The following is a 19636-nucleotide window of genomic DNA, read 5'->3' as shown; positions in this document are numbered from 1 at the left end:
GCCCATTCAAGGGGCAGCGCCTGGCCGTGAAGTTTTTTCAACGCCCTTCAGGTTGCTGTCAGCTAGGCGGTCCAGGCTGCAGCCACATTCATCGAAAAGGACCACCTCATGCACAAGCTTGTCGTCGCCGGTTGCCTCGCCACTGCCCTGGCCCTGCCAGCGCTGGCCCAGGCCCGTGAAGTCACCCTGACCACCCATCTCAAGCCCTACAGCGGCAGCGGCGCCTACCTGGCGATCTACCTCACCGATGCCAACGGCGCCTACCAGAAGACCCTCTGGGTCGCCGGCAAGAAGGCCAAGTACTACAAGCACCTGCCGGGCTGGGCCCGTGGCGGCGGCATGAGCAGCGCGCAGTACGACGGCGTCACCGGAGCCAGCGTCGGCAGCGGCGAGAGCCTGACCGTCAGCGCCGAACTGGCGGACAGCCTGATCGACGCCGGCTATCAGATCCGCATCGACAGCGCCGTGGAGGACCAGCGCGACATCCGCGCCGACGTGATCCTGCCCCTGACGCTCCAGGGCGCGGGCCAGCCGGCCAGCGGCGGCACCTATGTGCAGTCCCTGCGCTACGACCTGTAACCCCTGCCAGGAGGCCCGATCATGTTGCGTTCGTTGCACTCGATTCCCGGATTGCTCGCCGCCCTGCTGGTGATGTTGCTGGCCATCAGCGGCGCGACCCTGGCGCTGAACCCGACCCTGGAGCGCCTGCGCACGCCGCCACCGGCAGCAGGCGAAGTCACGGTGGCGCAACTGGCCGGGCGCCTGGCCGGCCAACTGAGCGGGATTGAACAATTGCGCCGCACCCCCTCGGGCACGCTGATCGTCTACCACAACCAGGACGGCCAGGCCCTGGCCAGCAGCGTCGATCCGCGCACCGGCGCCGTGCTCGGGCCCTACACACCCTCGGCCTTGGCCCGCTGGATCAAGGAGCTGCACCGCTCGCTGTTTCTCGACACCCCTGGCCATCTGGTGTCGGCCCTGGGCGCCCTGGCGATGCTACTGCTGTCGGTGTCCGGCGCCGCGCTACTGGCCCGCCGGGCCGGTGGCTGGGCCAAGCTGCTGCGGCCGTTGCGCGGCAGTTTCAGCCAGCGCTGGCACGCCGAGGTCGGGCGCCTGACGCTCCTCGGCCTGCTGCTGTCGGCCCTGAGCGGGCTGTACCTGTCGGCCACCACCCTCGGCCTGATTGCCGAGGGCGACCGCAGCGAGCCGCCCTTCCCGATCCAGGTCAGCGCCGGGCCGGCCCTGCCGGTGGCCCGCCTGGCGGCGCTCCAGGCCCTGGACCTGAACGATCTTGAGGAACTGGTCTACCCCGACCCGGGCCCCCCCGGGGACCTCTACAGCCTGCGCACCCACAGCGGCGAAGGTCAGGTCGACCCGGCCAGCGGCAGCCTGCTGGCCTTCCAGCCCTACACCGATGCGCAGCGGGTCTGGAGCTTCATCTATCAACTGCACACCGGAGAAGGCTTGTGGTGGCTGGGCCTGCTGCTGGGCGTGTGCGCCCTGGGGGTGCCGCTGATGAGCATCACCGGCCTGTGGCTGTGGTGGCGTCGACCTCGCAACGCCGCCACGCTCGACGACAACAGCCCCGCCCACAGCGCCGACTGCGTGATCCTGGTGGGCAGCGAAAGCAACAGCACCTGGGGTTTTGCCCGGACCCTACACCAGGCACTGGTAGCCGCCGGGCGCCAGGTCCACAGCGCGCCGATGAACCAGTTCAGCGGCTTCCCCAAGGCCCGCCAGCTGTTGATCCTCACGGCGACCCACGGCGACGGCGATGCCCCAGCCTCGGCCAGCAGCTTCCTCGACCGCCTGCGACAACACCCGCCGGCGCCCACCCTGCAGTGTGCCGTACTGGGCTTCGGCGACCGCCAGTTCCCGCGTTTCTGCGGCTTTGCCGACCAGGTGCAGAACGCCCTGGACGCCAGCGACGCCCCGCGCCTGCTGCCCCCGGAAAACATTCATCGCCAGTCGCCCCAGGAGTTCCAGCGCTGGGGCCAGGCCCTGGGACGAGCCCTGGGCTTGCCCCTCGACCTGCAGCATCAGGCCCGTGCCCGGCCCAGCCATGAGTGGCAACTGGTGGAATCCGTGGCCTACGGCGATCAGGTCCAGGCGCCGACGCGGATCCTGCGCTTCAAGGCTGCCGACAGCCGCGGCCAGCGCCAGCCTTCATTCCAGGCCGGCGATCTGGTGGGCATCCTGCCCCCCGGCACCGCCCAGCCGCGCTTCTACTCCCTGGCCAGTTGCAGCAGCGACGGGGTGCTGGAGATCTGCGTGCGCAAGCACCCCGGCGGCCTGTGCTCGGGCATGCTCCATGCGCTGCCAGAGGGCGCACTGATTCGGGGTTTCATCCAGCCCAACCCGCAATTTCGCCCACCCCAGGGCCAGCAACCGGTGATCCTGATCGGCGCCGGCACCGGAATCGCGCCCCTGGCGGGGTTCATCCGCGGCAACCGCGCCCGCCAGCCCATGCACCTGTACTGGGGCGGACGTCACCCGGCCTCGGATTTTCTCTACGAACCGGAACTCAAGGGCTATCTGGCCGACCAGCGCCTGACCGCACTGCGCGCGGCCTTTTCCCAAGTCCAGGAACCCGGCTACGTGCAGGACCGGCTGCTGACCGACGCCCTGGCGGTACGCCGCCTGGTGGAAAAAGGCGCCCAGGTGCTGGTCTGCGGCAGCCGCGACATGGCCAGGGGTGTGATCCAGGCCCTGGACGAAGTTCTGGCGCCCCTCAACCTCAGCGTACTGACCCTCAAGGCCCAAGGACGTTACCGTGAAGATGTCTACTGAAACCATTGGCCTGCAGCGCTACAGCCTCAACGGCCCGACCATGGGCAGCCGCTACAGCGCGCTCTTCTACGCCGCCCCGGGCCTGGACGCCGGGGACATCGCCGAGCGCCTGGCCCAGAGCGTGGCGCAGGTCGAGCAACAGATGTCGGGCTGGAGACCCCATTCAGATCTCAACCGTCTCAACGCCGCGCCCCGGCATCGCTGGATCAGCGTGCCCCGGGAGCTGATGAAGGTCATCACCACGGCGCTGCGGGTCAGCGAGCAATCGCGCGGCGCTTTCGAGATCGCCGTGGGTGATCTGGTCCAGGGCTGGGGTTTTGGCCCTGCACTGCGGCCCTTGGAGCTGCCGGCCTTACGTGAACTGCGCCGGCAACCTCGCTTCCCGGCCGGCAAAGCCCTGGTGCTGGAGCCCCGGCGCCATCGCTTGCGCAAGCGCGGCAAAGTGCGCCTGGACCTCAACGGCATTGCCAAGGGCTTTGGCGTCGATGAACTGGCCCGCGCCCTGGAAGCCGCGGGCATCCGCGCCTATCTGGTGGGTATCGACGGTGAAATGCGCGCCCGGGGCAGAAAGCCCAACGGCCAGCCCTGGACCGTGGCGGTGGAAAAGCCCCTGCAAGGCGAACGCCAGGTCATGGGCATGATGACCCTGGAGAATGCGGCCATCGCCACCTCCGGCGACTACCGGCAACGGGTGGAGATCGCCGGGCAGTCCTACGCCCATACCCTGGACCCGGCCACCGGCGCGCCCCTGGACAACCACCTGGCGTCGGTCAGCGTGGTGGCCAGCAGTTGCATGCTGGCCGACGCCTGGGCCACCGCGCTGCTGGTGCTGGGTGAAGTCGAAGGGCCACGGCTGGCTCGGGAACGCGGCATGGATGCCTTGTTCGTGATCCGCGACGGAGCGCAGTGGCGAGAGGTGTTCATTGTCGGTGGCCAATTGCAGGCCCAGATCGATACCCACTGACGCCCGCCGGGATGGATGCCCGGCGCCACGAACCGCCCTGATCTGCCAGAGCCGGTTTACCGAGGCAACGAATGGCGAGCAGCCCATCGCCTTGGCCGATGCCTTGGCTCACAGGGCATCAGCGGCGGTGAAGAATTGCCGTCCATTGCTCTTGAGCAGATCCAGCAGGACCTCAGCCGCCGGCGACAGGTAGCCCTCGGCGCGCACCAGCACCACGATGCTGCGGCGCATGCAGGTTTGCGCCAGGGGCACTTCCCGCAGGTGGGCGATGCCCTTGAAGTCGTCCAGGGTTTCCCGGGCCAGGAAGCTCAACAGCCCGGTCTTGGCGATCAGCCGCGGCAGCAGGGAAATGCTGTTGGTCTCGATCTGCACCGAGGGCAGCGGCAGTTCGTGGCTCTGGAACACGTTGTCGATCCAGCGCCGCGCCGACACCCGGGTGCCCGGCAGTACCCAGCGGTAGGCGCACAGGTCGCGCAGGCCCATGGGCGTGGCGAATATCGGGTGGTCGCGGCTGGCCACCACCACCGCCCGGTCTTCGAACAAGGTGTGGTGGCTCAGGTGCGGGTCGCCCTCGAACATCGGGCAGATAACCATGTCCAGGCGCCCGGAACGCAGGGATTCGCGCAGCAGGTCGTCCTGGCCGATCACCAGGTTCAAGGTGATGTCCGGGGCGCGCTCCAGCAGGGTCGCGGTCATCTGCGGCAGCAGGTGCTCGGCCATGCTCGCGGCGCAGCCCAGGCGGATATTGCCCAGGACGCCGCTGGCGAAATCCCGCACCTCGCGGTGGGTCTCGGCGATGTTCTGCTGCAATTGCCGGCTGCGCCGCTGCAGCAACTCACCCACGGCGGTGAGCTTGATGCCCCGGCCTTCACGTTCGAACAGCTTGGTGCCGAAGGACTCCTCCAGGCGCTGGATGCTCTTGGTCAGCGCCGGCTGGCTGCGGTTGAGCTTCTGCGCCGCCCGGCCCAGATGGCCAAGCTCGGCGATGGTGTCGAAATAGGTCAGGTCGCGCAGGTCCATGATCGATCAACAATAGTTATGAATTGATCACAATTAGAAACTGGACTTGATCAATCGCGCTATCAATAATTTGCTTCGGCGCAGGTTTACCGCTCCCGCAACAGGAGTGGCCAGCGCCTTGGAGAGTCGTCTTGTGGCGCCATCGCTTCGTCTATCCCTGAATACCTGGCCCCAGGCGCTGCAATGGCCGGCCTGGCTAGTGCTAGCCGGCATCAGCGGCCAGTTGCTCAAGTACCTGGAAATTCCCGCCGGGCAGTTTCTCGGGCCGATGCTCACGGCGATCCTGTTTGGCGTGTGCGGTGCCAGCATCCGCGTGCCACGCCTGGCGTTCCGTCTGGGCCAGGGCTCGGTGGGCATGCTCGCCGCCCACTCCATGACCCTGGGCGTACTGACGGCCATGTTCCAGTCCTGGCACGTGATGCTGGTGGCCACCCTGCTCACCGTCAGCCTCAGCGCCTTGGTGGGTCTGGTGCTGGTGCGCTTCGGCGGGATTGCCGCCAGCACCGCGGCCTGGGGCACCGCGCCCGGTGCGGCCTCAGCCATGGTGTCGATGGCCGACGAGTTCGGCGCCGACTCGCGGGTGGTGGCCACCCTGCAATACGTGCGGGTGGTGTGCGTGGTGATGGTCGGGGCCCTGGTCAGCCACTGGATCGGCGCCCCGGCCAGCGGCAGCGAAGCCCACGCCAGCCAGATGGCCCTGCACGGCATGAGCATGCTGAATGTTGGCCTGAGCATCGTGGCGATCGTCTGCGGGGTGCTGCTGGGTTCGCGGGTGCCTGCCGGTGCGCTGTTGGTGCCGCTGCTGCTGGGCGGCGCGCTGCAGGTCAGCGGCCTGTTGCAGATCAGCCTGCCGTCCTGGCTGCTGGCCTGTGCCTATGGCGCCATCGGCGGCTATATCGGCCTGCGCTTCGACCGCCCGACCCTGAGCTATGTGTTCGGCCACCTGCCGGCGATGATCGGCGGCGCCCTGCTGCTGATCGCTCTCTGTGCCCTGTCCGCCTGGGGGCTGGCCCTGTGGATGGACAAGGACTTTCTCTCGGTGTACCTGGCCACCAGCCCCGGCGGCCTGGACGCCATGGCGATCATTGCGGTGGACACCCATTCGGACGTCGGCCTGGTGCTGGCGATGCAGACCCTGCGGCTGTTCGCAGTGATCGTCAGCGGCGCATTTTTCGCCCGGTTGATCATCAAGTGGTCGCGATAAGCATCCGCGGCGGCGGCCGATCAGTTAAGCGCTGGCGGGAACGAAAAATATCCCGTGGCGAGGGAGCTTGCTCCGTCGCCACACCTATCAGTGCCTGTCCTTGATTGATCGGCATTAGCACCCAAGGCGTTTTTTTTAAACAACCTGAAATAGTAAATCCGCGCGACGCGAAACCTGCCGCTGCTCGCCGTCGGCCTTATGCTCTGGGGCTTTGCACGGTTTTTACGGCCTCTCTGGGCGGTTCGCAAAGCCCCCGAGCAGGCCTTTGATTGACGAATAAGAAACGCCTTAGCGCCAGCTCTTGTTAACATCGCGCACATTTGCGTGAAGATTTAATGACAGGCAGGTTATTTGTGAAGTTGATCCGTCGTTGCCTACAACACCCTCTTGCTCCTCTGTTCGCCCTGTTCGGCCTGCTGTTGCTGGCGCCCATGGGCGCGCGCCTGGCCCTGGGCTGGTCCGACCCTCTGGGTTATCTGTCCGACCTGGCCAGCGCCAGCCTGTTGACCGTGCTGTTGTACCGCCGCCCCTGGTGGCTGGCGCTGCCGGTGCTGGTGATCTGGGCCCTGCTGACCCTGGTCAGTGCCGAGTTGGTGAGCGCCGTGGGCCGCATGCCCAACCTCGCCGACCTGCACTACCTGGTGGACCCGCAATTTGTCGGCAACTCCACCGGGGGCGGGCTGGCCCATCCGGAACTGGGCCTGGCCCTGCTGCTGGGCCTGGTACTGTGGCTGGTGGTCCAGCGCAGCAGCCGCGCCGCGAACCTCCCGGCCCTGCCGCGCCATAGCTGGAGCCTTCCCGTGGTGCTACTGCTGACCCACGGCACCGTCCAGTACCTCAAGCCCAGCGAGGCCGACCAGTGGCAGTTGTTCAACCTGCCCCACCAGGCCCTGGCCACCGCCACCGGCCAGGTGCAGATGCAGGTGGAGGACTGGCTGGCGGGCGACGTCGCCGATGTACCGCCCCCCATGGCCGGCCTGACGCGCCTCGACCTTGAAGGCCAGCCGCTGCTGCAAAGCGCAGGCCGGGCGCGCAACGTGCTGCTGATCACCCTGGAAGGCATTCCCGGGGCCTATATCAGGACCAACCGCGAAGCCCTGAACAGCCGCTACCAGGAAGACCTGATGCCCAAGCTCAGCGCCTGGGCCGAGCGCGGGATGAACACCCCGGACTACGTCCTGCACAGCCACCAGACCATTCGCGGCCTGTACGCCATGCTCTGCGGCGACTACGACAAGCTCGACAACGGCACCCCCAAGGGTGTGGAGATGCTCACCCAGAGCCAGCGCAACACCGCCTGCCTGCCGGCGCAGATGCACAAGTTCGGCTTCAACACCCATTACCTGCAGGGCGCCGGCCTGCGCTTCATGGCCAAAGACAAGATCATGCCGCACATCGGTTTCGATTCGACCCACGGCCTGGAGTGGTTCAAGAACGACAACTACCTGGAATTCCCCTGGGGCAAGGACGACAAGGCATTCTTCGAGGGCGCGCTGACTTACGTCGACCAGCTCAAGCAGAAGAAAAAGCCCTGGATGCTGACCCTGCTGACCGTGGGCACCCACCAGCCCTACTCGGCCCCCGAGGAATACCTGGAACGCTATGACACGCCAAAACAGGCGGCCGTGGGTTACCTGGACGATGCCATCGACCAGTTTCTCAAGGGCCTTGAGCGCAAGGGCGTGTTGAAGGACACCCTGGTGATCATCACCTCCGACGAGTCCCACGGCATCGACGGCGTGCGCCTGGCTTCGTCCTGGGGCTTCAACCTGATGCTCGCCCCCGAGCAGGCCCAACTGCCCCATCTCAAGAGCGGGACCTACGGCCACGTCGACCTCAGTGCCTCGGTGCTGGACTACTTCGGCCTGCCGGTGCCCGCCAGCCTCAGCGGCCGCTCGCTGTATCGCGACTATGCCCAGGGCCGGGAAATCATGTCCTACACCAACGGCAAGCTGCGCTACCACGACGGCCAGGGCACCTTCACCGAATGCGACTTCCAGCAGCGCTGCCGTTACTACGCCAGCCCTGGCTTCATCGCCGACAGTGCCAGCCTCCAGGGCCAGTACGGCGGTGTGCGCGCGCGGCAGATCAGCGCCCGGGCCACGAACCTGGACCGCAGCCTGCTGCAGTCGCCGCTGAACCAGCATTACCAGTTCGGCAGCCCGGCGATCATTCCGCTGCAGGCGCAGATCAAGGACGACTGGGCCGATAACCTGATCGGTGCCCAGTACCTGGAAATGCCCAAGGGTTCCCAGACCCGGGTGCGCTTCACCGTGCGCTCCGCCGACCCGCAGCAGAACGCCTACATCCTGCTCAAGGGCAAGGAGCTGGAACAGGATGTGCCCCTCGGGCTGCCGGAGGAAATGCTGGTAACCCCCGACCAGCCGCTGCAGATGGACTTCAGCTTCGACAACCCGCAGACCCGCAAGGCGTTTTCCTTCCACCTGCTGGGCTACGGCCTGGGGGCGGTGGAAGTCAGCGACTTCAGCGTGATCACCGAGTTGCCGGGCCAGGACGACAGTGCCGGGGAAATGGCCCAGGACGCCGACAGCGAACACTCCAGCTAATCCCGCTGGGCCAGGCTGAAACCCAGGTTTCAGCCTGGCCCAGGTAGCCCCCCTGCCCTCACCCCCCGCCTGCCGGCTCGCCGCTGGCAACCGCCGCACCACGCCGGACCTTGCACAGCAGCAGGCTGAACACGCAGCCCAAAAGCAACACCGCGATGGACAACAGCCAGGCGTTGGCGAAGCCACCCTGAGCCTGCTGCACCAGGCCGAACAACAGCGGCCCCAAGGCGAAGCCGGCAAAGAACCCCGCCGACAGCAGGCCCGAGGCCGGCGCCGGGCTGCCGAAGGCCGGGTCCCGCAGCAACATGCTCATGGCGATGGCATTGGTGGCGACCGCAGTCAGGCCCATGCCCAGGGCACCGAACCACAAGGGCCAGTGCGCCTGCGCCGTGGCTTGGGCGGTCACCCCCAGGGCCAGGCAGGCCAGCAGCAGCAAGCCGAGCAGCAGCCAGCCTTCCTCCCGCAGCCGGGCGCCCAAGGGGGTCAACAGGGTACGGGCGAGGATGCCCATGGCGCCGAACCCGGCCACCATGGCCCCGGCTTCCGCGCTCGATACGCCCTGGCGGGCGGCGAACACCCCAAGAAAGGTCACGAAGGACGAAAGCACCAGGCCCACGCACAGCTGCACGCTCAACAGCAGCATCAGGCGGCTGTTCGGACGGACCAGCCCCAGGCTCAGGGGCTGTCTCGGGGCGGCCACGGGCGCCACTCGCGGCCCCCACAAAGCCAGGGCCAGGGCCGGCACCAACAAGATCGCCAGGGCGCCGCGCCAGCCCAGGCCGGCGGCCAGGGTCGGCAGCAACAGGCCGCAGAACAATGCCGACAGTTGCACTCCGGATTGCTTCAGGCCCACCACTGCCGGCTTGTTTGCAGGCTCGACGCACTCCAGCACCAACAGGTTGGTCACCGGGTTGGCCAGCGCCTGGGCCACGCCGCACACCGCCAGGGCCAGCACCAGGCCGGCAAACCCTGGCAGGGTCAGCAACAGCCCGTAACCTGCCAGGGTCGCCCAGAACAGCAAGGCCAGGGCCCGCCGGCTGCCCAGGGCCCTGACCAGTGGCCCGGCCCACAGCGACAGCAACGCAGCCAGGCCAAAGGCGCTCATCACCAGCCAGCCCAGCCAATGGGGGGCTATGGCCAGGTCACTGATCAGCAGCGGGCCCAAGGTGCCGATGGCGTAGAAGATCAGCATCGGCAGGGCCATGGCGCTGACCAGCACCGTACGTAGCCAGAGGCTGCGGGCGCGACTGCCGTTGAAAGGGTGTTGATTCATGATTTCTCCCCGGCAAGGTGCACGCCAGCGGTTGGCGGTGATCATCCTTGCTCGGGAAACAGACTAATCAGATACGAGAACGCTTATCATGTGCGTTCGCATGCCATCCGGATCAATTAGCATGCGGAACGCTGCACACCCAAGCCCAGGAGCCTGAACATGGCCGTTTCCTCCAAGCCTTCCCAGACCTACCACCTGCCGGCCAGCCAGCCGCGCCAGCACAGCCAGATGCCGGGCGGCTGGTGCCGCCAGCAGTTGCCGCAGGCCTTGGGTGAATGCCATTTCGAGACACTGTGCCTGGATCAGGACCTGACCCTGGTGCGCTCGCGCTACCGTCCCAACCGGCCCCTGGTGGAAGAGGCCCATAGCTGCCACGAGGGCCGCTTGCTGGTCATCACCCTGGCGCTGCAGGGCCGCTCGGGTTTTTGCGCCAGCGATGGCTCGACCCTGGCGTTCGATGCCGGGCAAACCACCGTCACCACCTTCCCGGCCAGCCAGGGCGAGCGCCGCTACGAGGCGGCCAGCACCGTGTCGCAACTGCGCCTGCTGGTGGGGGAACGCCTGCTGGAAAAATACCTCGGGGCACAACGGGCCCGGCAACTGCTGGGCCACGGCCCCTTGCGCCAACTGGCCCGGCAAACCACCTCGGCGGCCAGCAGCGGCCACGCCAATGCCTTGCTGTGCCCGGCCAGCCAGGACCATTCCGGGCACCTTGAACGACATATCCATGCCCTCAGCCTGCTGTCCCTGCAACTGCAGGCTCTGGCCCCCGCGCCCACTGCCGAAAACTGCCGCTTGAGCGCCGACGACATCGACAAGTTGCAGCAGGTGCGAGACCTCATGTTCGAGCAGATGCACCAGCCCCTGACCGTGGCCTACCTGTGCGCGGCCGTGGGCCTCAATGAGTTCAAGCTCAAGCAGGGCTTGCGCGCGCACTTCAACACCACGCCCCAGCGCATGCTCCTGGAGCTGCGTATGGCCCGGGCCCACAGCCTGCTGCAAAGCGGTTGCCAGGTGGCCCAGGTGGCCTATCGGGTGGGCTACGGCTATCCCGGCAACTTCAGCGCGGCCTTTACCCGGTTCTACGGCAAGTCCCCCAAGTCGGTATTTGGCCCACGGCGGTGAACGGCGCAATCGGCCAAGACCATCGAAAACACTGGCGTGCCCGGGGCTTTGCGGCTATTTCTGATGCTCGTCCCTTGGCCACCGGAAACCCGTTCCCAATGATCGACCTTCCTGCCGCCGCCCTCGAACAACTCGCCGAGTCCCTGAGTCGTCAGCCCTTCATGGTCCTCACCGGAGCCGGCATCAGCACCCCCTCGGGGATTCCCGACTACCGCGACAACGAGGGCGTGCGCCGTGGCCGCCAGCCGATGATGTACCAGGAGTTCCTTGGCCAGCCCGAAGCCCGTCGCCGCTACTGGGCGCGGGCCATGCTCGGCTGGCCGCGCATCCGCCAGGCCCGGCCGAATGCCGCGCACCAGGCCCTGGCACAGTTGCAGGCGGCCGGCCGGATCGCCGGGGTGATCACCCAGAATGTCGACGCCCTGCACGACGAAGCCGGCAGCCTGGAGGTGATCGAACTCCACGGCAGCCTGCAGCGGGTCTTGTGCCTGGACTGCGGCCAGCGCAGCCAGCGGGACGCCATCCAGCAGCAACTGCAAGCGCACAACCCTTACCTGGCCGGCGTCGACGCGGTGCCGGCACCGGACGGCGACACCCTGCTGGACCCGGCCTTCGAGGAACGCTTCCAAGTGCCCCATTGCCCCTACTGCAACGGCTCGCGCTTGAAACCCGACGTGGTGTTCTTCGGCGAGAACGTGGCCCCGGCCACCGCTGCCCGGGCCCTGAGTGCCGTGCACGAAGCCGCAGGCCTGCTGGTGGTGGGCTCATCGCTGATGGCCTATTCGGCGTTTCGCCTGTGCCGCGCCGTGGCCGAACAGGGCAAGCCGCTGCTGGCGATCAACTTCGGCAAGACCCGCGCCGACGAACTGCTGGAGCTCAAGCTCAATGCCCCCTGCGATCAGGTACTGCCTTGGCTGGCCGAACGCCTGCTGCGCTGAATCAGCCGGTCACCAGGCGCTCGCCGAAGTTTTCCTCACGCAGGATATCGAACAGCGCCTGGGCCGCGGTGGACAGCTCCTCCCCCGGCTTGGTCAACACGCCGATGGCCCGCTCCACCACCGGTTTGCCCAGGGTCAGGCAGTGCCCGCCCAGCTCGCGCATCTGCTGGGCACACAGCGCCGGCACCGCGCTCACCCCCAGGCCACTGGCGACCATGCGCCCCACCGTCGCCAGCTGATGGCTTTCAAACTCCACCGGCAACTGCACGCCCCGGGCCCGCAGGTGATCTTCGAGCATCACCCGCACCGTGGACGGTCGCTGCAGGGTGATGAAGGGCTCCTGCAACAGCGCCTGCCAGTCGATCTCGCTGCGCTGGGCCAGGGGCGAATCCTTGGGCACCACGGCGATAAAGCGGTCGATGTACAACGGGGTGAACACCAGGGACGTGCTGTCCTGGGGCTCGAACGCCACCCCCAGCTCCACCTCGCGGTCACGGACCATTTCCAGCACCTGCTCGTTGACCACGTCGTTGACCGTGACGTTGACCTGGGGGTAGCGGGCGCGAAAATGCTTGAGGATCGGCGGCAGCAGGTTACCGGCAAAGGACGGCATCGCCGCCAGGGTCACCCGGCCCCGTTGCAGGGTGAAACGCTGGCGCAATTCGTCCTCGGCGTTGTCCCAATCGGCAATCAGGCGCCGCGCCAGAGGCAGCAAGGCCTCGCCTTCCGGGGTCAGCGCCACGTTGCGCGTATTGCGTGTGAACAGGCGCCCGCCAAGGCCTTCCTCCAGCGCCTTGATCGTCAGGCTCAGGGCCGACTGTGACAGGTGCAGCCGCTCGCAGGCCAGGGCAAAGCTCAAACTGTGGGCCACCGCCAGAAATGCCCGTATCTGTTTAACCGTCATCTGTCATCCTCGGGAAAGCAGCGGCAAGCTATAAGCCATAAGCCATAAGCCATAAGCCATAAGCCGCAAGCTTGGAGCTTGGAGCTTGGAGCTTGGAGCTTGGAGCTTGGAGCTAATTATGCTGTTTATCCAATCAATCAACCTTAAAAATCAACTTAACAAATCAATCCCGCAGCGCAACACTGGCCCACAAACGGCTGGCCAGCCGCCTACGAACAAGAAAGAGGAAGGTGCAAATGGCAGGTTTCGACAAGCGCGTGGCGTCCTACGAGGAAGCCCTGGAAGGTCTGCAAGACGGCATGACCGTGATCGCCGGCGGCTTCGGCCTGTGCGGTATCCCCGAGAACCTGATCGCCGAGATCAAGCGCCGCGGTACCCGTGACCTGACCGTGGTGTCCAACAACTGCGGGGTCGACGGGTTCGGCCTGGGCGTGCTCCTGGAAGACCGCCAGATCAGCAAGGTGATCGCCTCCTACGTGGGTGAAAACGCCCTGTTCGAAAAGCAGCTGCTCAGCGGCGAGATCGAAGTGGTCCTGACCCCTCAAGGCACCCTGGCGGAAAAAATGCGCGCCGGCGGCGCCGGGATCCCGGCCTTCTTCACCGCCACCGGCGTTGGCACCCCGGTGGCCGATGGCAAGGAAACCCGTGAATTCAAGGGCCGCACCTACCTGATGGAAGAATCCATCACCGGCGACTTCGCCATCGTCAAAGGCTGGAAGGCCGATCACTTCGGCAACGTGGTCTACCGCCACACCGCGCAGAACTTCAACCCCCTGGCGGCCACCGCCGGCAAGATCACCGTGGTCGAAGTGGAAGAAATCGTCGAGCCGGGCGAACTGGACCCGACGCAGATCCACACCCCCGGCATCTACGTCGACCGGGTCATCTGCGGCACCTTCGAGAAGCGCATCGAACAGCGCACCGTGCGTAAGTGATCGCCCTTCCCCAGCCCGACTAAAAGGACAACAAACATGGCTCTTACCCGCGAACAAATGGCTCAGCGCGTCGCCCGCGAACTGCAGGACGGCTTCTACGTCAACCTCGGCATCGGCATCCCGACCCTGGTGGCCAACTACATCCCCGACGGCATGGAAGTCATGCTGCAATCGGAAAACGGCCTGCTGGGCATGGGCGCCTTCCCCACCGAGGACGAAGTCGACGCCGACATGATCAACGCCGGCAAGCAGACGGTCACCGCGCGCATCGGTGCTTCGATCTTCTCCTCTGCCGAATCCTTCGCGATGATCCGCGGCGGCCACATCGACCTCACCGTGCTCGGTGCCTTCGAAGTGGACGTGCAGGGCAACATCGCCTCGTGGATGATCCCCGGCAAGCTGGTCAAGGGCATGGGCGGCGCCATGGACCTGGTGGCCGGTGCCGAGAACATCATCGTCACCATGACCCACGCCTCGAAAGACGGCGAATCCAAATTGCTCAGCCGCTGCAGCCTGCCGCTGACCGGCGCCCAGTGCATCAAGCGCGTGCTCACCGACCTGGCCTACCTGGAGATCGAGAACGGCGCCTTCATCCTCAAGGAGCGCGCCCCCGGGGTCAGCGTCGAGGAAATCGTCAGCAAGACCGCCGGCAAGCTGATCGTGCCGGACCACGTGCCTGAAATGCAGTTCGCCTGAGGAGCCCCATCATGCAAGACGTCGTCATCGTTGCCGCCACCCGCACCGCCGTGGGCAGTTTCCAGGGCTCCCTGGCAAACATTCCCGCCGTTGACCTGGGCGCCGCGGTCATTCGCCAACTGCTGGCCCAGACCGGCATCGACCCGGCCCAGGTCGACGAAGTGATCATGGGCCAGGTGCTCACCGCCGGCGCCGGGCAGAACCCCGCCCGCCAGGCCGCGATCAAGGCCGGCCTGCCCCACGCCGTGCCCGCCATGACCCTGAACAAGGTCTGCGGCTCTGGCCTCAAGGCCCTGCACCTGGGCGCCCAGGCGATCCGCTGCGGCGATGCCGAAGTGATCATCGCCGGCGGCCAGGAAAACATGAGCCTGTCCAACTACGTGCTGCCCGGCGCCCGCACCGGCCTGCGCATGGGCCACAGCCAGATGGTCGACAGCATGATCAGCGACGGCCTGTGGGACGCCTTCAACGACTACCACATGGGCATCACCGCCGAGAACCTGGTGGAGAAATACGGCATCAGCCGTGAAGCCCAGGACGCCTTCGCCGCCGCCTCCCAGCACAAAGCCGCCGCAGCCATCGAGGCCGGGCGCTTTGTCGACGAGATCACCCCGATCCAGATTCCCCAGCGCAAGGGCGAGCCGCTGACCTTCGCCACCGACGAACAACCGCGCCCTGGCACCACCGCCGAGGCCCTGGCCAAGCTCAAGCCGGCGTTCAAGAAAGACGGCAGCGTCACCGCCGGCAACGCCTCGGCGCTGAACGACGGCGCCGCCGCGGTGATGCTGATGAGCGCCAGCAAGGCCCGGGCCCTGGGCTTGCCGGTACTGGCGACAATCGCCGCCTACGCCAACGCCGGCGTCGACCCGGCGATCATGGGCATCGGCCCGGTCTCGGCCACCCGCCGCTGCCTGGACAAGGCCGGCTGGACCCTGGACCAGCTGGACCTGATCGAAGCCAACGAAGCTTTCGCCGCCCAATCGCTGTCGGTGGCCAAGGAACTTGAGTGGGACGCGAACAAGGTCAACGTCAATGGCGGCGCGATTGCCATCGGCCACCCGATCGGCGCCTCGGGCTGCCGGGTGCTGGTGACCCTGCTGCACGAGATGATCAAGCGCGATGCCAAGAAAGGCCTCGCTACCTTGTGCATCGGCGGCGGCCAGGGCGTGGCCCTGGCGATCGAACGCTAACCTGCAAAACCCGCCCCCTGTAGGAGCTGGCTTGCCAGCGAAGGCGTCCGTGAGATCGCCTTCGCCAGCAAGCTGGCTCCTACAGGCAAGGCATCCGAGAGACCGCTTTCGCCAGCAAGCTGGCTCCTACAGGCAAGGCGTCCGTGAGATCGCCTTCACCAGCAAGCTGGCTCCTACAGGCAAGGCGTCCGAGAGATCGCTTTCGCCAGCAAGCTGGCTCCTACAGGCAAGGCGTCCGTGAGATCGCCTTCGCCAGCAAGCTGGCTCCTACAGGAAAAGCTCGTTCCTGGTTACGCCAGGTCCAGCTGTACGCCGTCTGCCGCGCCCTCGACCGTCCATTGACGGGGCCAGTCACTGTCTTGTTCAACACTGCTGAAGCCGTGATAGACCACGTTCAGCTGGGTGGTCTGGGCTGTCACTCCATTGCAGATCAAATACAGAGTGGCGTTGGCATCCGCTTGCAGAACATAAAGGACCACGTTGCCTTGGGCAGGTATGTTCACGTTGGCCAGGTTGTTGCCCTGGGCAGTGTTCCTGATGGCAACTTGCTGCGCTGCGGCGGTGTTGTTTCGTGCGTGAATGGCGATAGGCATTTTATTCAACTCCAGAACCAGTCAGAGGATTGAGTCACGACGATCCGGACCTGCCTGAGGCTTGCCACAAGCTCGGACGGACCCAGGACCATCCTCTGTAACTGTCTGCCGCCATACGAGAGGGACATGTTTCCCCGGAACGCAAGGCTTCCATCATCGGTGCCAGGCGGTGCACTTCGAAATGAATCCAGGGGGCAGGCCCCATTAGCCAGACCGGCTCAGGCGTTGCCTTCCTGCGCGCCCTGCACTATCCGCTCGACCTGCTCCTGCAGCGCCTTGGCCTGGGCGCGCAGCACCGTGCAGAAACCCTCGACAAAACTCGACGAAGGCCGGTAGTCCGGGCGGATCAGCATCACCCGATAGGGCACCGACATCTGCAGCGGACGGATCGCCAAACCACGCCCCACTTCTTCCATGGCGCTCAGCGGGTTGATGATCGCCACGCCCAACTGCTCGCGGACCATGGCGCACACCGAGGCGGCATTGGTGGTTTCCACCACCACCCGGCGATCCACCCCGGCCTGGCGGAAATGCTCGTCCAGGGTCTGCCGGTAGATGTCCAGGCCCGACAGGTTGATGAAGTTCTGGCTGCCAAAGTCCGCCAGCGACAGCCGCGCCTTGGCCAGCAGCGGATGGCCCTCGGGCAGGATGCAGACCATGTCGGCGCAAAACAGCAGCTCGCCCTGGGTGCCTCGGGGCAGGTGCTCGCTTTCGGTCAGCCCCAGGTCGTGGCGCTGGGCACTCAGGGACTCTTCCAGCAGCGGCGATTCCTGGGCACTGATGCTCAGGCCGATCCCCGGGTGGCGGGCCTGGAAGTCCTTGCACACTGGGGGCAGCAAGGTCTGGGAAAACAGCGGCAGGCAGCTCAGGCTCAATTGGCCGTGCTCGAAGCGGCGGATCGACTGGGCCACGCTGTTGATCCGCTCCAGGCCTACATAGGCCCGCTCCACCTCTTCCAGCAACAGCATGGCCTGGGCCGTGGGCAGTAGGCGCCCGCCCTCGCGGTCGAACAGCTTGAGCCCTGACAGGCTCTCCAGGCGCGCCAGTTCGCGGCTCACCGTGGGCTGGGAGGTGAACAGCAGGCGCGCGGCGCCAGTGACGCTGCCGGCCTGCATGATGGCGCGGAAGACTTCGATGTGGCGCAGGGAAATCTGCACGGACAGGCTCCAGAATTGAACTCAGCCCATATCAAAACTGAATCACACGACAAAGAATAGATATTTTATTGAATGACCAAGAATCGGCATGCTGGCCGCTCTCTTACTGACCACAGATTGCATTCACCATGGCCATCCCCTTCTCCCCCGAACAGCTTGTCGCCGCCGCCCGCCAGTACGGCACTCCGTTGTGGTGCTATGACGCCGCCACCCTCAAGGCGCGCATCGCCCAGCTGCAAGCCTTCGACGTGGTGCGCTACGCGCAGAAAGCCTCGTCCAACCTGCACCTGCTACGGTTGATCCGTGAAGCCGGAGTGCGGGTCGACGCCGTGTCCCTGGGGGAGATCGAGCGGGCCCTGCTGGCCGGTTTCAGCCCGGTCGATGCGGGCATCGTCTTCACCTGCGACCTGTTCGACACCGCAACCCTGCAACGGGTGGTAGAGCTGCAGGTAGAGGTCAACGCCGGCTCCATCGACATGCTCCGCCAACTGGGAGAAAAGTCCCCGGGCCACCGGGTATGGCTGCGCATCAACCCGGGCTTCGGCCACGGCCACAGCCGCAAGACCAACACCGGCGGCGAAAACAGCAAGCACGGCATCTGGCACGACCAGGTTGGCGAAGCCCTGGCAGTGATCCGCCAGTACGGCCTGCACCTGGTGGGCCTGCACATGCACATCGGCTCCGGGGTCGACTACGGGCACCTGGAACAGGTGGGCGCGGCCATGGTGGCAGCGGTGAAGTCCCTGGACCACGACATCGAGGCCTTCTCCATCGGTGGTGGCCTGTCCACGCCCTACCGCGACGGCGACGAGCCAGTGGACGTGCAGCGCTACGCCAACGCCTGGAACACCGCACGCCAGGAAATCGAAGCCTACCTGGGCCACGGCGTGCGCATGGAGATCGAGCCGGGGCGCTTCCTGCTGGCCGAGGCCGGCTGCCTGGTGAGTGAGGTGCGGGTGGTGAAGACCGCCGGCCAGCATCACTTCGTACTGGTGGACACCGGCTTCAACGACCTGATGCGCCCGGCCATGTACGGTGCCTACCACGGCATGAGCCTGCTGGATGGCAACGGCCAGCCGGTGGACCGCCCGCAACAGCCGACCGTGGTCGGCGGCCCGCTGTGCGAATCCGGCGACATCTTCACCCAGGACGATGAATGCCTGACCCCGCGCCTGCTGCCCCAGGCGCGGGTCGGCGACCTGCTGGTGCTGCACGACACCGGCGCCTACGGCGCCAGCATGTCCTCCAACTACAACAGCCGGCCCCTGCTGCCGGAAGTGCTGTTCGAACACGGCCAGCCTAGGTTGATCCGCCGCCGCCAGCCATTGGCCGACCTGCTGGACCTGGAGCTGGGGCTCTGAGGGCATAACCGCCCCTTGCCCCCTCGCTGCCCTGGAGCATGGCCAGGCTCTGCTCATGCTCCCGGTGCAGTAGACAGTCGAGCAACCTTCACCTATGAGTTAACTCACCGAGTTTCTCTCAGCGAAGGACTGTGCAATGAGCAACGACAAGAGCGCGAATCAGAGCGGCAAAGGCGAGAGTGGCGGCGGCCTCACGTCGATCATGAACGTCGTCCCTAGCGTCTATTACGACCTGATAGCCCGGATCTGCCCGGGCATGGCGTTCTGGATCGCCCTCTCATTCAAGTACCCGATCCTGCCGGGTGTTGAACAACAGGATGTACCAAGCGCCATCACCGGGGCCTTGCTGATTATGCTGGTGATCCTGAGCTACGTGTCCGGCATCGTCTTCAGCGGTTTCGCCGTGCTCTGGGACCTGCTGTCCATAGCCGTGTTGACCTGCACCAGGAACATGACCGAGCTGCTGGGCCTGAACAGCCGGCAACCACTGCCCTTTACTCGGAAATGGAAGATCGTTTCAAAAAACATCGATCAGGTCGCCAAGGCAAACGAAGGCGCGGGCAAAGTCCTGGTCAAGGCCATGGCCGAGGTCACGCTGTGCCAGAATCTGTTGACCGGTTTCGTGGCCTTGGCCGTCCTCGAACTAAGCTACAAGACGCCGAACTTCATCCCTATCCCCCAGTACAAGACCTTGTACTTCTGCATTGCCGTGGCGCTTGTCACCTCCATGCTGTTTCGCCAGGCGATGTTTCTTGGCCGAGTAAAGGACCTGCATGAACTCTACGTGGAGCACTAGAGCAACGGCCAAGGCCCGGAAGCTCCGGGGAGCACTGCCGTTATCGCAATAGAGCCCTAGCAGGCCAGGGCTCCCAGACCCCGGCCATTGGCTTACTGGATGTGGCGACCATACTTGCTTGCG

At 65.9% G+C, this 19636-nt stretch carries 17 protein-coding genes; 12 read left to right on the top strand and 5 right to left on the bottom strand.

Annotation, left to right across the window (positions count from 1 at the left end; translation table 11 throughout):
- Positions 1-108: 108 nt before the first annotated feature.
- From ACZ5BO_RS13880 to ACZ5BO_RS13870, 3 genes are read left to right on the top strand one after another with little or no spacing between them, the layout of a single operon-like run.
- The gene (locus tag ACZ5BO_RS13880) at positions 109-579 is read left to right on the top strand and encodes a DUF2271 domain-containing protein (RefSeq protein ID WP_025132446.1); all 471 of its coding nucleotides are present in this window, start codon (positions 109-111) and stop codon (positions 577-579) included.
- Between the two features lie 21 nt (positions 580-600).
- Positions 601-2790 (top strand): PepSY domain-containing protein, encoded by a 2190-nt coding sequence (locus tag ACZ5BO_RS13875; protein WP_464700446.1) that lies wholly within the window; start codon positions 601-603, stop codon positions 2788-2790.
- Positions 2780-3754 carry an FAD:protein FMN transferase gene (locus tag ACZ5BO_RS13870; protein WP_464701260.1) on the top strand — a complete coding sequence of 325 codons (975 nt, stop codon included), beginning with the start codon at positions 2780-2782 and terminating at the stop codon, positions 3752-3754. The genes ACZ5BO_RS13875 and ACZ5BO_RS13870 overlap by 11 nt, the downstream gene beginning before the upstream one ends.
- 108 nt (positions 3755-3862) lie before the next feature.
- On the opposite strand, the gene ACZ5BO_RS13865 is transcribed toward ACZ5BO_RS13870, so the two are convergent.
- Positions 3863-4774, bottom strand: a complete 912-nt coding sequence (locus ACZ5BO_RS13865) for a LysR family transcriptional regulator (RefSeq protein ID WP_464700444.1) — start codon at positions 4772-4774, stop codon at positions 3863-3865.
- Positions 4775-4907: 133 nt separating this feature from the next.
- On the opposite strand from ACZ5BO_RS13865, the gene ACZ5BO_RS13860 reads away from it, so the two are divergent.
- On the top strand, positions 4908-5978 hold the full coding sequence (locus ACZ5BO_RS13860) for an AbrB family transcriptional regulator (protein WP_464701258.1): 1071 nt from the start codon (positions 4908-4910) through the stop codon (positions 5976-5978).
- A 335-nt stretch (positions 5979-6313) separates the two neighbouring features.
- Complete coding sequence (locus tag ACZ5BO_RS13855) at positions 6314-8545, top strand: LTA synthase family protein (RefSeq protein WP_464700442.1); 2232 nt, start codon at positions 6314-6316, stop codon at positions 8543-8545.
- Between the two features lie 58 nt (positions 8546-8603).
- Here ACZ5BO_RS13855 and ACZ5BO_RS13850 read toward each other — a convergent pair whose 3' ends face one another.
- Complete coding sequence (locus ACZ5BO_RS13850) at positions 8604-9818, bottom strand: MFS transporter (protein WP_025132440.1); 1215 nt, start codon at positions 9816-9818, stop codon at positions 8604-8606.
- Positions 9819-9977: 159 nt separating this feature from the next.
- Between ACZ5BO_RS13850 and ACZ5BO_RS13845 the strand changes: the two genes are divergently transcribed.
- Both ACZ5BO_RS13845 and ACZ5BO_RS13840 read left to right on the top strand, forming a co-directional pair.
- On the top strand, positions 9978-10943 hold the full coding sequence (locus tag ACZ5BO_RS13845; RefSeq protein ID WP_464700439.1) for a helix-turn-helix transcriptional regulator: 966 nt from the start codon (positions 9978-9980) through the stop codon (positions 10941-10943).
- A 98-nt stretch (positions 10944-11041) separates the two neighbouring features.
- Positions 11042-11881 (top strand): NAD-dependent protein deacetylase, encoded by an 840-nt coding sequence (locus ACZ5BO_RS13840; RefSeq protein WP_464700437.1) that lies wholly within the window; start codon positions 11042-11044, stop codon positions 11879-11881.
- 1 nt (position 11882) lies between these two features.
- Here the strand turns inward: ACZ5BO_RS13840 and ACZ5BO_RS13835 are convergent, their stop codons facing one another.
- Positions 11883-12785, bottom strand: a complete 903-nt coding sequence (locus ACZ5BO_RS13835) for a LysR substrate-binding domain-containing protein (protein WP_464700435.1) — start codon at positions 12783-12785, stop codon at positions 11883-11885.
- 236 nt (positions 12786-13021) lie between these two features.
- Here ACZ5BO_RS13835 and ACZ5BO_RS13830 point away from each other — a divergent pair, with 236 nt between their 5' ends.
- Genes ACZ5BO_RS13830 through ACZ5BO_RS13820 form a run of 3 tightly spaced genes read left to right on the top strand, consistent with a single transcriptional unit; the run spans position 13022 to position 15606 of the window.
- Complete coding sequence (locus tag ACZ5BO_RS13830; protein WP_011060621.1) at positions 13022-13720, top strand: CoA transferase subunit A; 699 nt, start codon at positions 13022-13024, stop codon at positions 13718-13720.
- Between the two features lie 36 nt (positions 13721-13756).
- The gene (locus tag ACZ5BO_RS13825) at positions 13757-14416 is read left to right on the top strand and encodes a CoA transferase subunit B (protein WP_011060620.1); all 660 of its coding nucleotides are present in this window, start codon (positions 13757-13759) and stop codon (positions 14414-14416) included.
- A gap of 11 nt (positions 14417-14427) precedes the next feature.
- Positions 14428-15606 carry an acetyl-CoA C-acetyltransferase gene (locus ACZ5BO_RS13820; protein ID WP_464700432.1) on the top strand — a complete coding sequence of 393 codons (1179 nt, stop codon included), beginning with the start codon at positions 14428-14430 and terminating at the stop codon, positions 15604-15606.
- A 290-nt stretch (positions 15607-15896) separates the two neighbouring features.
- Here the strand turns inward: ACZ5BO_RS13820 and ACZ5BO_RS13815 are convergent, their stop codons facing one another.
- Together ACZ5BO_RS13815 and ACZ5BO_RS13810 are read right to left on the bottom strand one after the other, a co-directional pair.
- Positions 15897-16199 (bottom strand): hypothetical protein, encoded by a 303-nt coding sequence (locus ACZ5BO_RS13815; RefSeq protein ID WP_464700430.1) that lies wholly within the window; start codon positions 16197-16199, stop codon positions 15897-15899.
- Positions 16200-16417: 218 nt separating this feature from the next.
- Positions 16418-17356: a LysR family transcriptional regulator gene (locus ACZ5BO_RS13810; RefSeq protein WP_464700428.1), complete on the bottom strand. Its 939-nt coding sequence runs from the start codon at positions 17354-17356 to the stop codon at positions 16418-16420.
- A gap of 128 nt (positions 17357-17484) precedes the next feature.
- Here ACZ5BO_RS13810 and lysA point away from each other — a divergent pair, with 128 nt between their 5' ends.
- Complete coding sequence (gene lysA, locus ACZ5BO_RS13805; RefSeq protein ID WP_025130741.1) at positions 17485-18717, top strand: diaminopimelate decarboxylase; 1233 nt, start codon at positions 17485-17487, stop codon at positions 18715-18717.
- A 136-nt stretch (positions 18718-18853) separates the two neighbouring features.
- Positions 18854-19513, top strand: coding sequence for a hypothetical protein (locus ACZ5BO_RS13800; protein ID WP_464700426.1), 660 nt, complete (start codon positions 18854-18856; stop codon positions 19511-19513).
- The last annotated feature ends 123 nt before the right edge of the window (positions 19514-19636 follow it).

It is taken from the genome of Pseudomonas sp. FFPRI_1 (genome assembly GCF_055384485.1).
The sequence above is the reverse complement of the archived record's forward strand: the minus strand, read 5'-3'. Positions and strand labels throughout refer to the sequence as shown.

What these genes read in the sequence shown, in the direction of transcription:
- ACZ5BO_RS13835 (WP_464700435.1), bottom strand. Translation starts at nt 12,785, where the DNA reads ATGACGGTTAAACAGATACGGGCATTTCTGGCGGTGGCCCACAGTTTG.
- ACZ5BO_RS13850 (WP_025132440.1), bottom strand. Translation starts at nt 9,818, where the DNA reads ATGAATCAACACCCTTTCAACGGCAGTCGCGCCCGCAGCCTCTGGCTA.
- ACZ5BO_RS13875 (WP_464700446.1), top strand. Translation starts at nt 601, where the DNA reads ATGTTGCGTTCGTTGCACTCGATTCCCGGATTGCTCGCCGCCCTGCTG.
- ACZ5BO_RS13840 (WP_464700437.1), top strand. Translation starts at nt 11,042, where the DNA reads ATGATCGACCTTCCTGCCGCCGCCCTCGAACAACTCGCCGAGTCCCTG.
- lysA (WP_025130741.1), top strand. Translation starts at nt 17,485, where the DNA reads ATGGCCATCCCCTTCTCCCCCGAACAGCTTGTCGCCGCCGCCCGCCAG.
- ACZ5BO_RS13820 (WP_464700432.1), top strand. Translation starts at nt 14,428, where the DNA reads ATGCAAGACGTCGTCATCGTTGCCGCCACCCGCACCGCCGTGGGCAGT.
- ACZ5BO_RS13800 (WP_464700426.1), top strand. Translation starts at nt 18,854, where the DNA reads ATGAGCAACGACAAGAGCGCGAATCAGAGCGGCAAAGGCGAGAGTGGC.
- ACZ5BO_RS13845 (WP_464700439.1), top strand. Translation starts at nt 9,978, where the DNA reads ATGGCCGTTTCCTCCAAGCCTTCCCAGACCTACCACCTGCCGGCCAGC.
- ACZ5BO_RS13865 (WP_464700444.1), bottom strand. Translation starts at nt 4,774, where the DNA reads ATGGACCTGCGCGACCTGACCTATTTCGACACCATCGCCGAGCTTGGC.
- ACZ5BO_RS13870 (WP_464701260.1), top strand. Translation starts at nt 2,780, where the DNA reads ATGTCTACTGAAACCATTGGCCTGCAGCGCTACAGCCTCAACGGCCCG.
- ACZ5BO_RS13880 (WP_025132446.1), top strand. Translation starts at nt 109, where the DNA reads ATGCACAAGCTTGTCGTCGCCGGTTGCCTCGCCACTGCCCTGGCCCTG.
- ACZ5BO_RS13825 (WP_011060620.1), top strand. Translation starts at nt 13,757, where the DNA reads ATGGCTCTTACCCGCGAACAAATGGCTCAGCGCGTCGCCCGCGAACTG.
- ACZ5BO_RS13815 (WP_464700430.1), bottom strand. Translation starts at nt 16,199, where the DNA reads ATGCCTATCGCCATTCACGCACGAAACAACACCGCCGCAGCGCAGCAA.
- ACZ5BO_RS13855 (WP_464700442.1), top strand. Translation starts at nt 6,314, where the DNA reads ATGACAGGCAGGTTATTTGTGAAGTTGATCCGTCGTTGCCTACAACAC.
- ACZ5BO_RS13830 (WP_011060621.1), top strand. Translation starts at nt 13,022, where the DNA reads ATGGCAGGTTTCGACAAGCGCGTGGCGTCCTACGAGGAAGCCCTGGAA.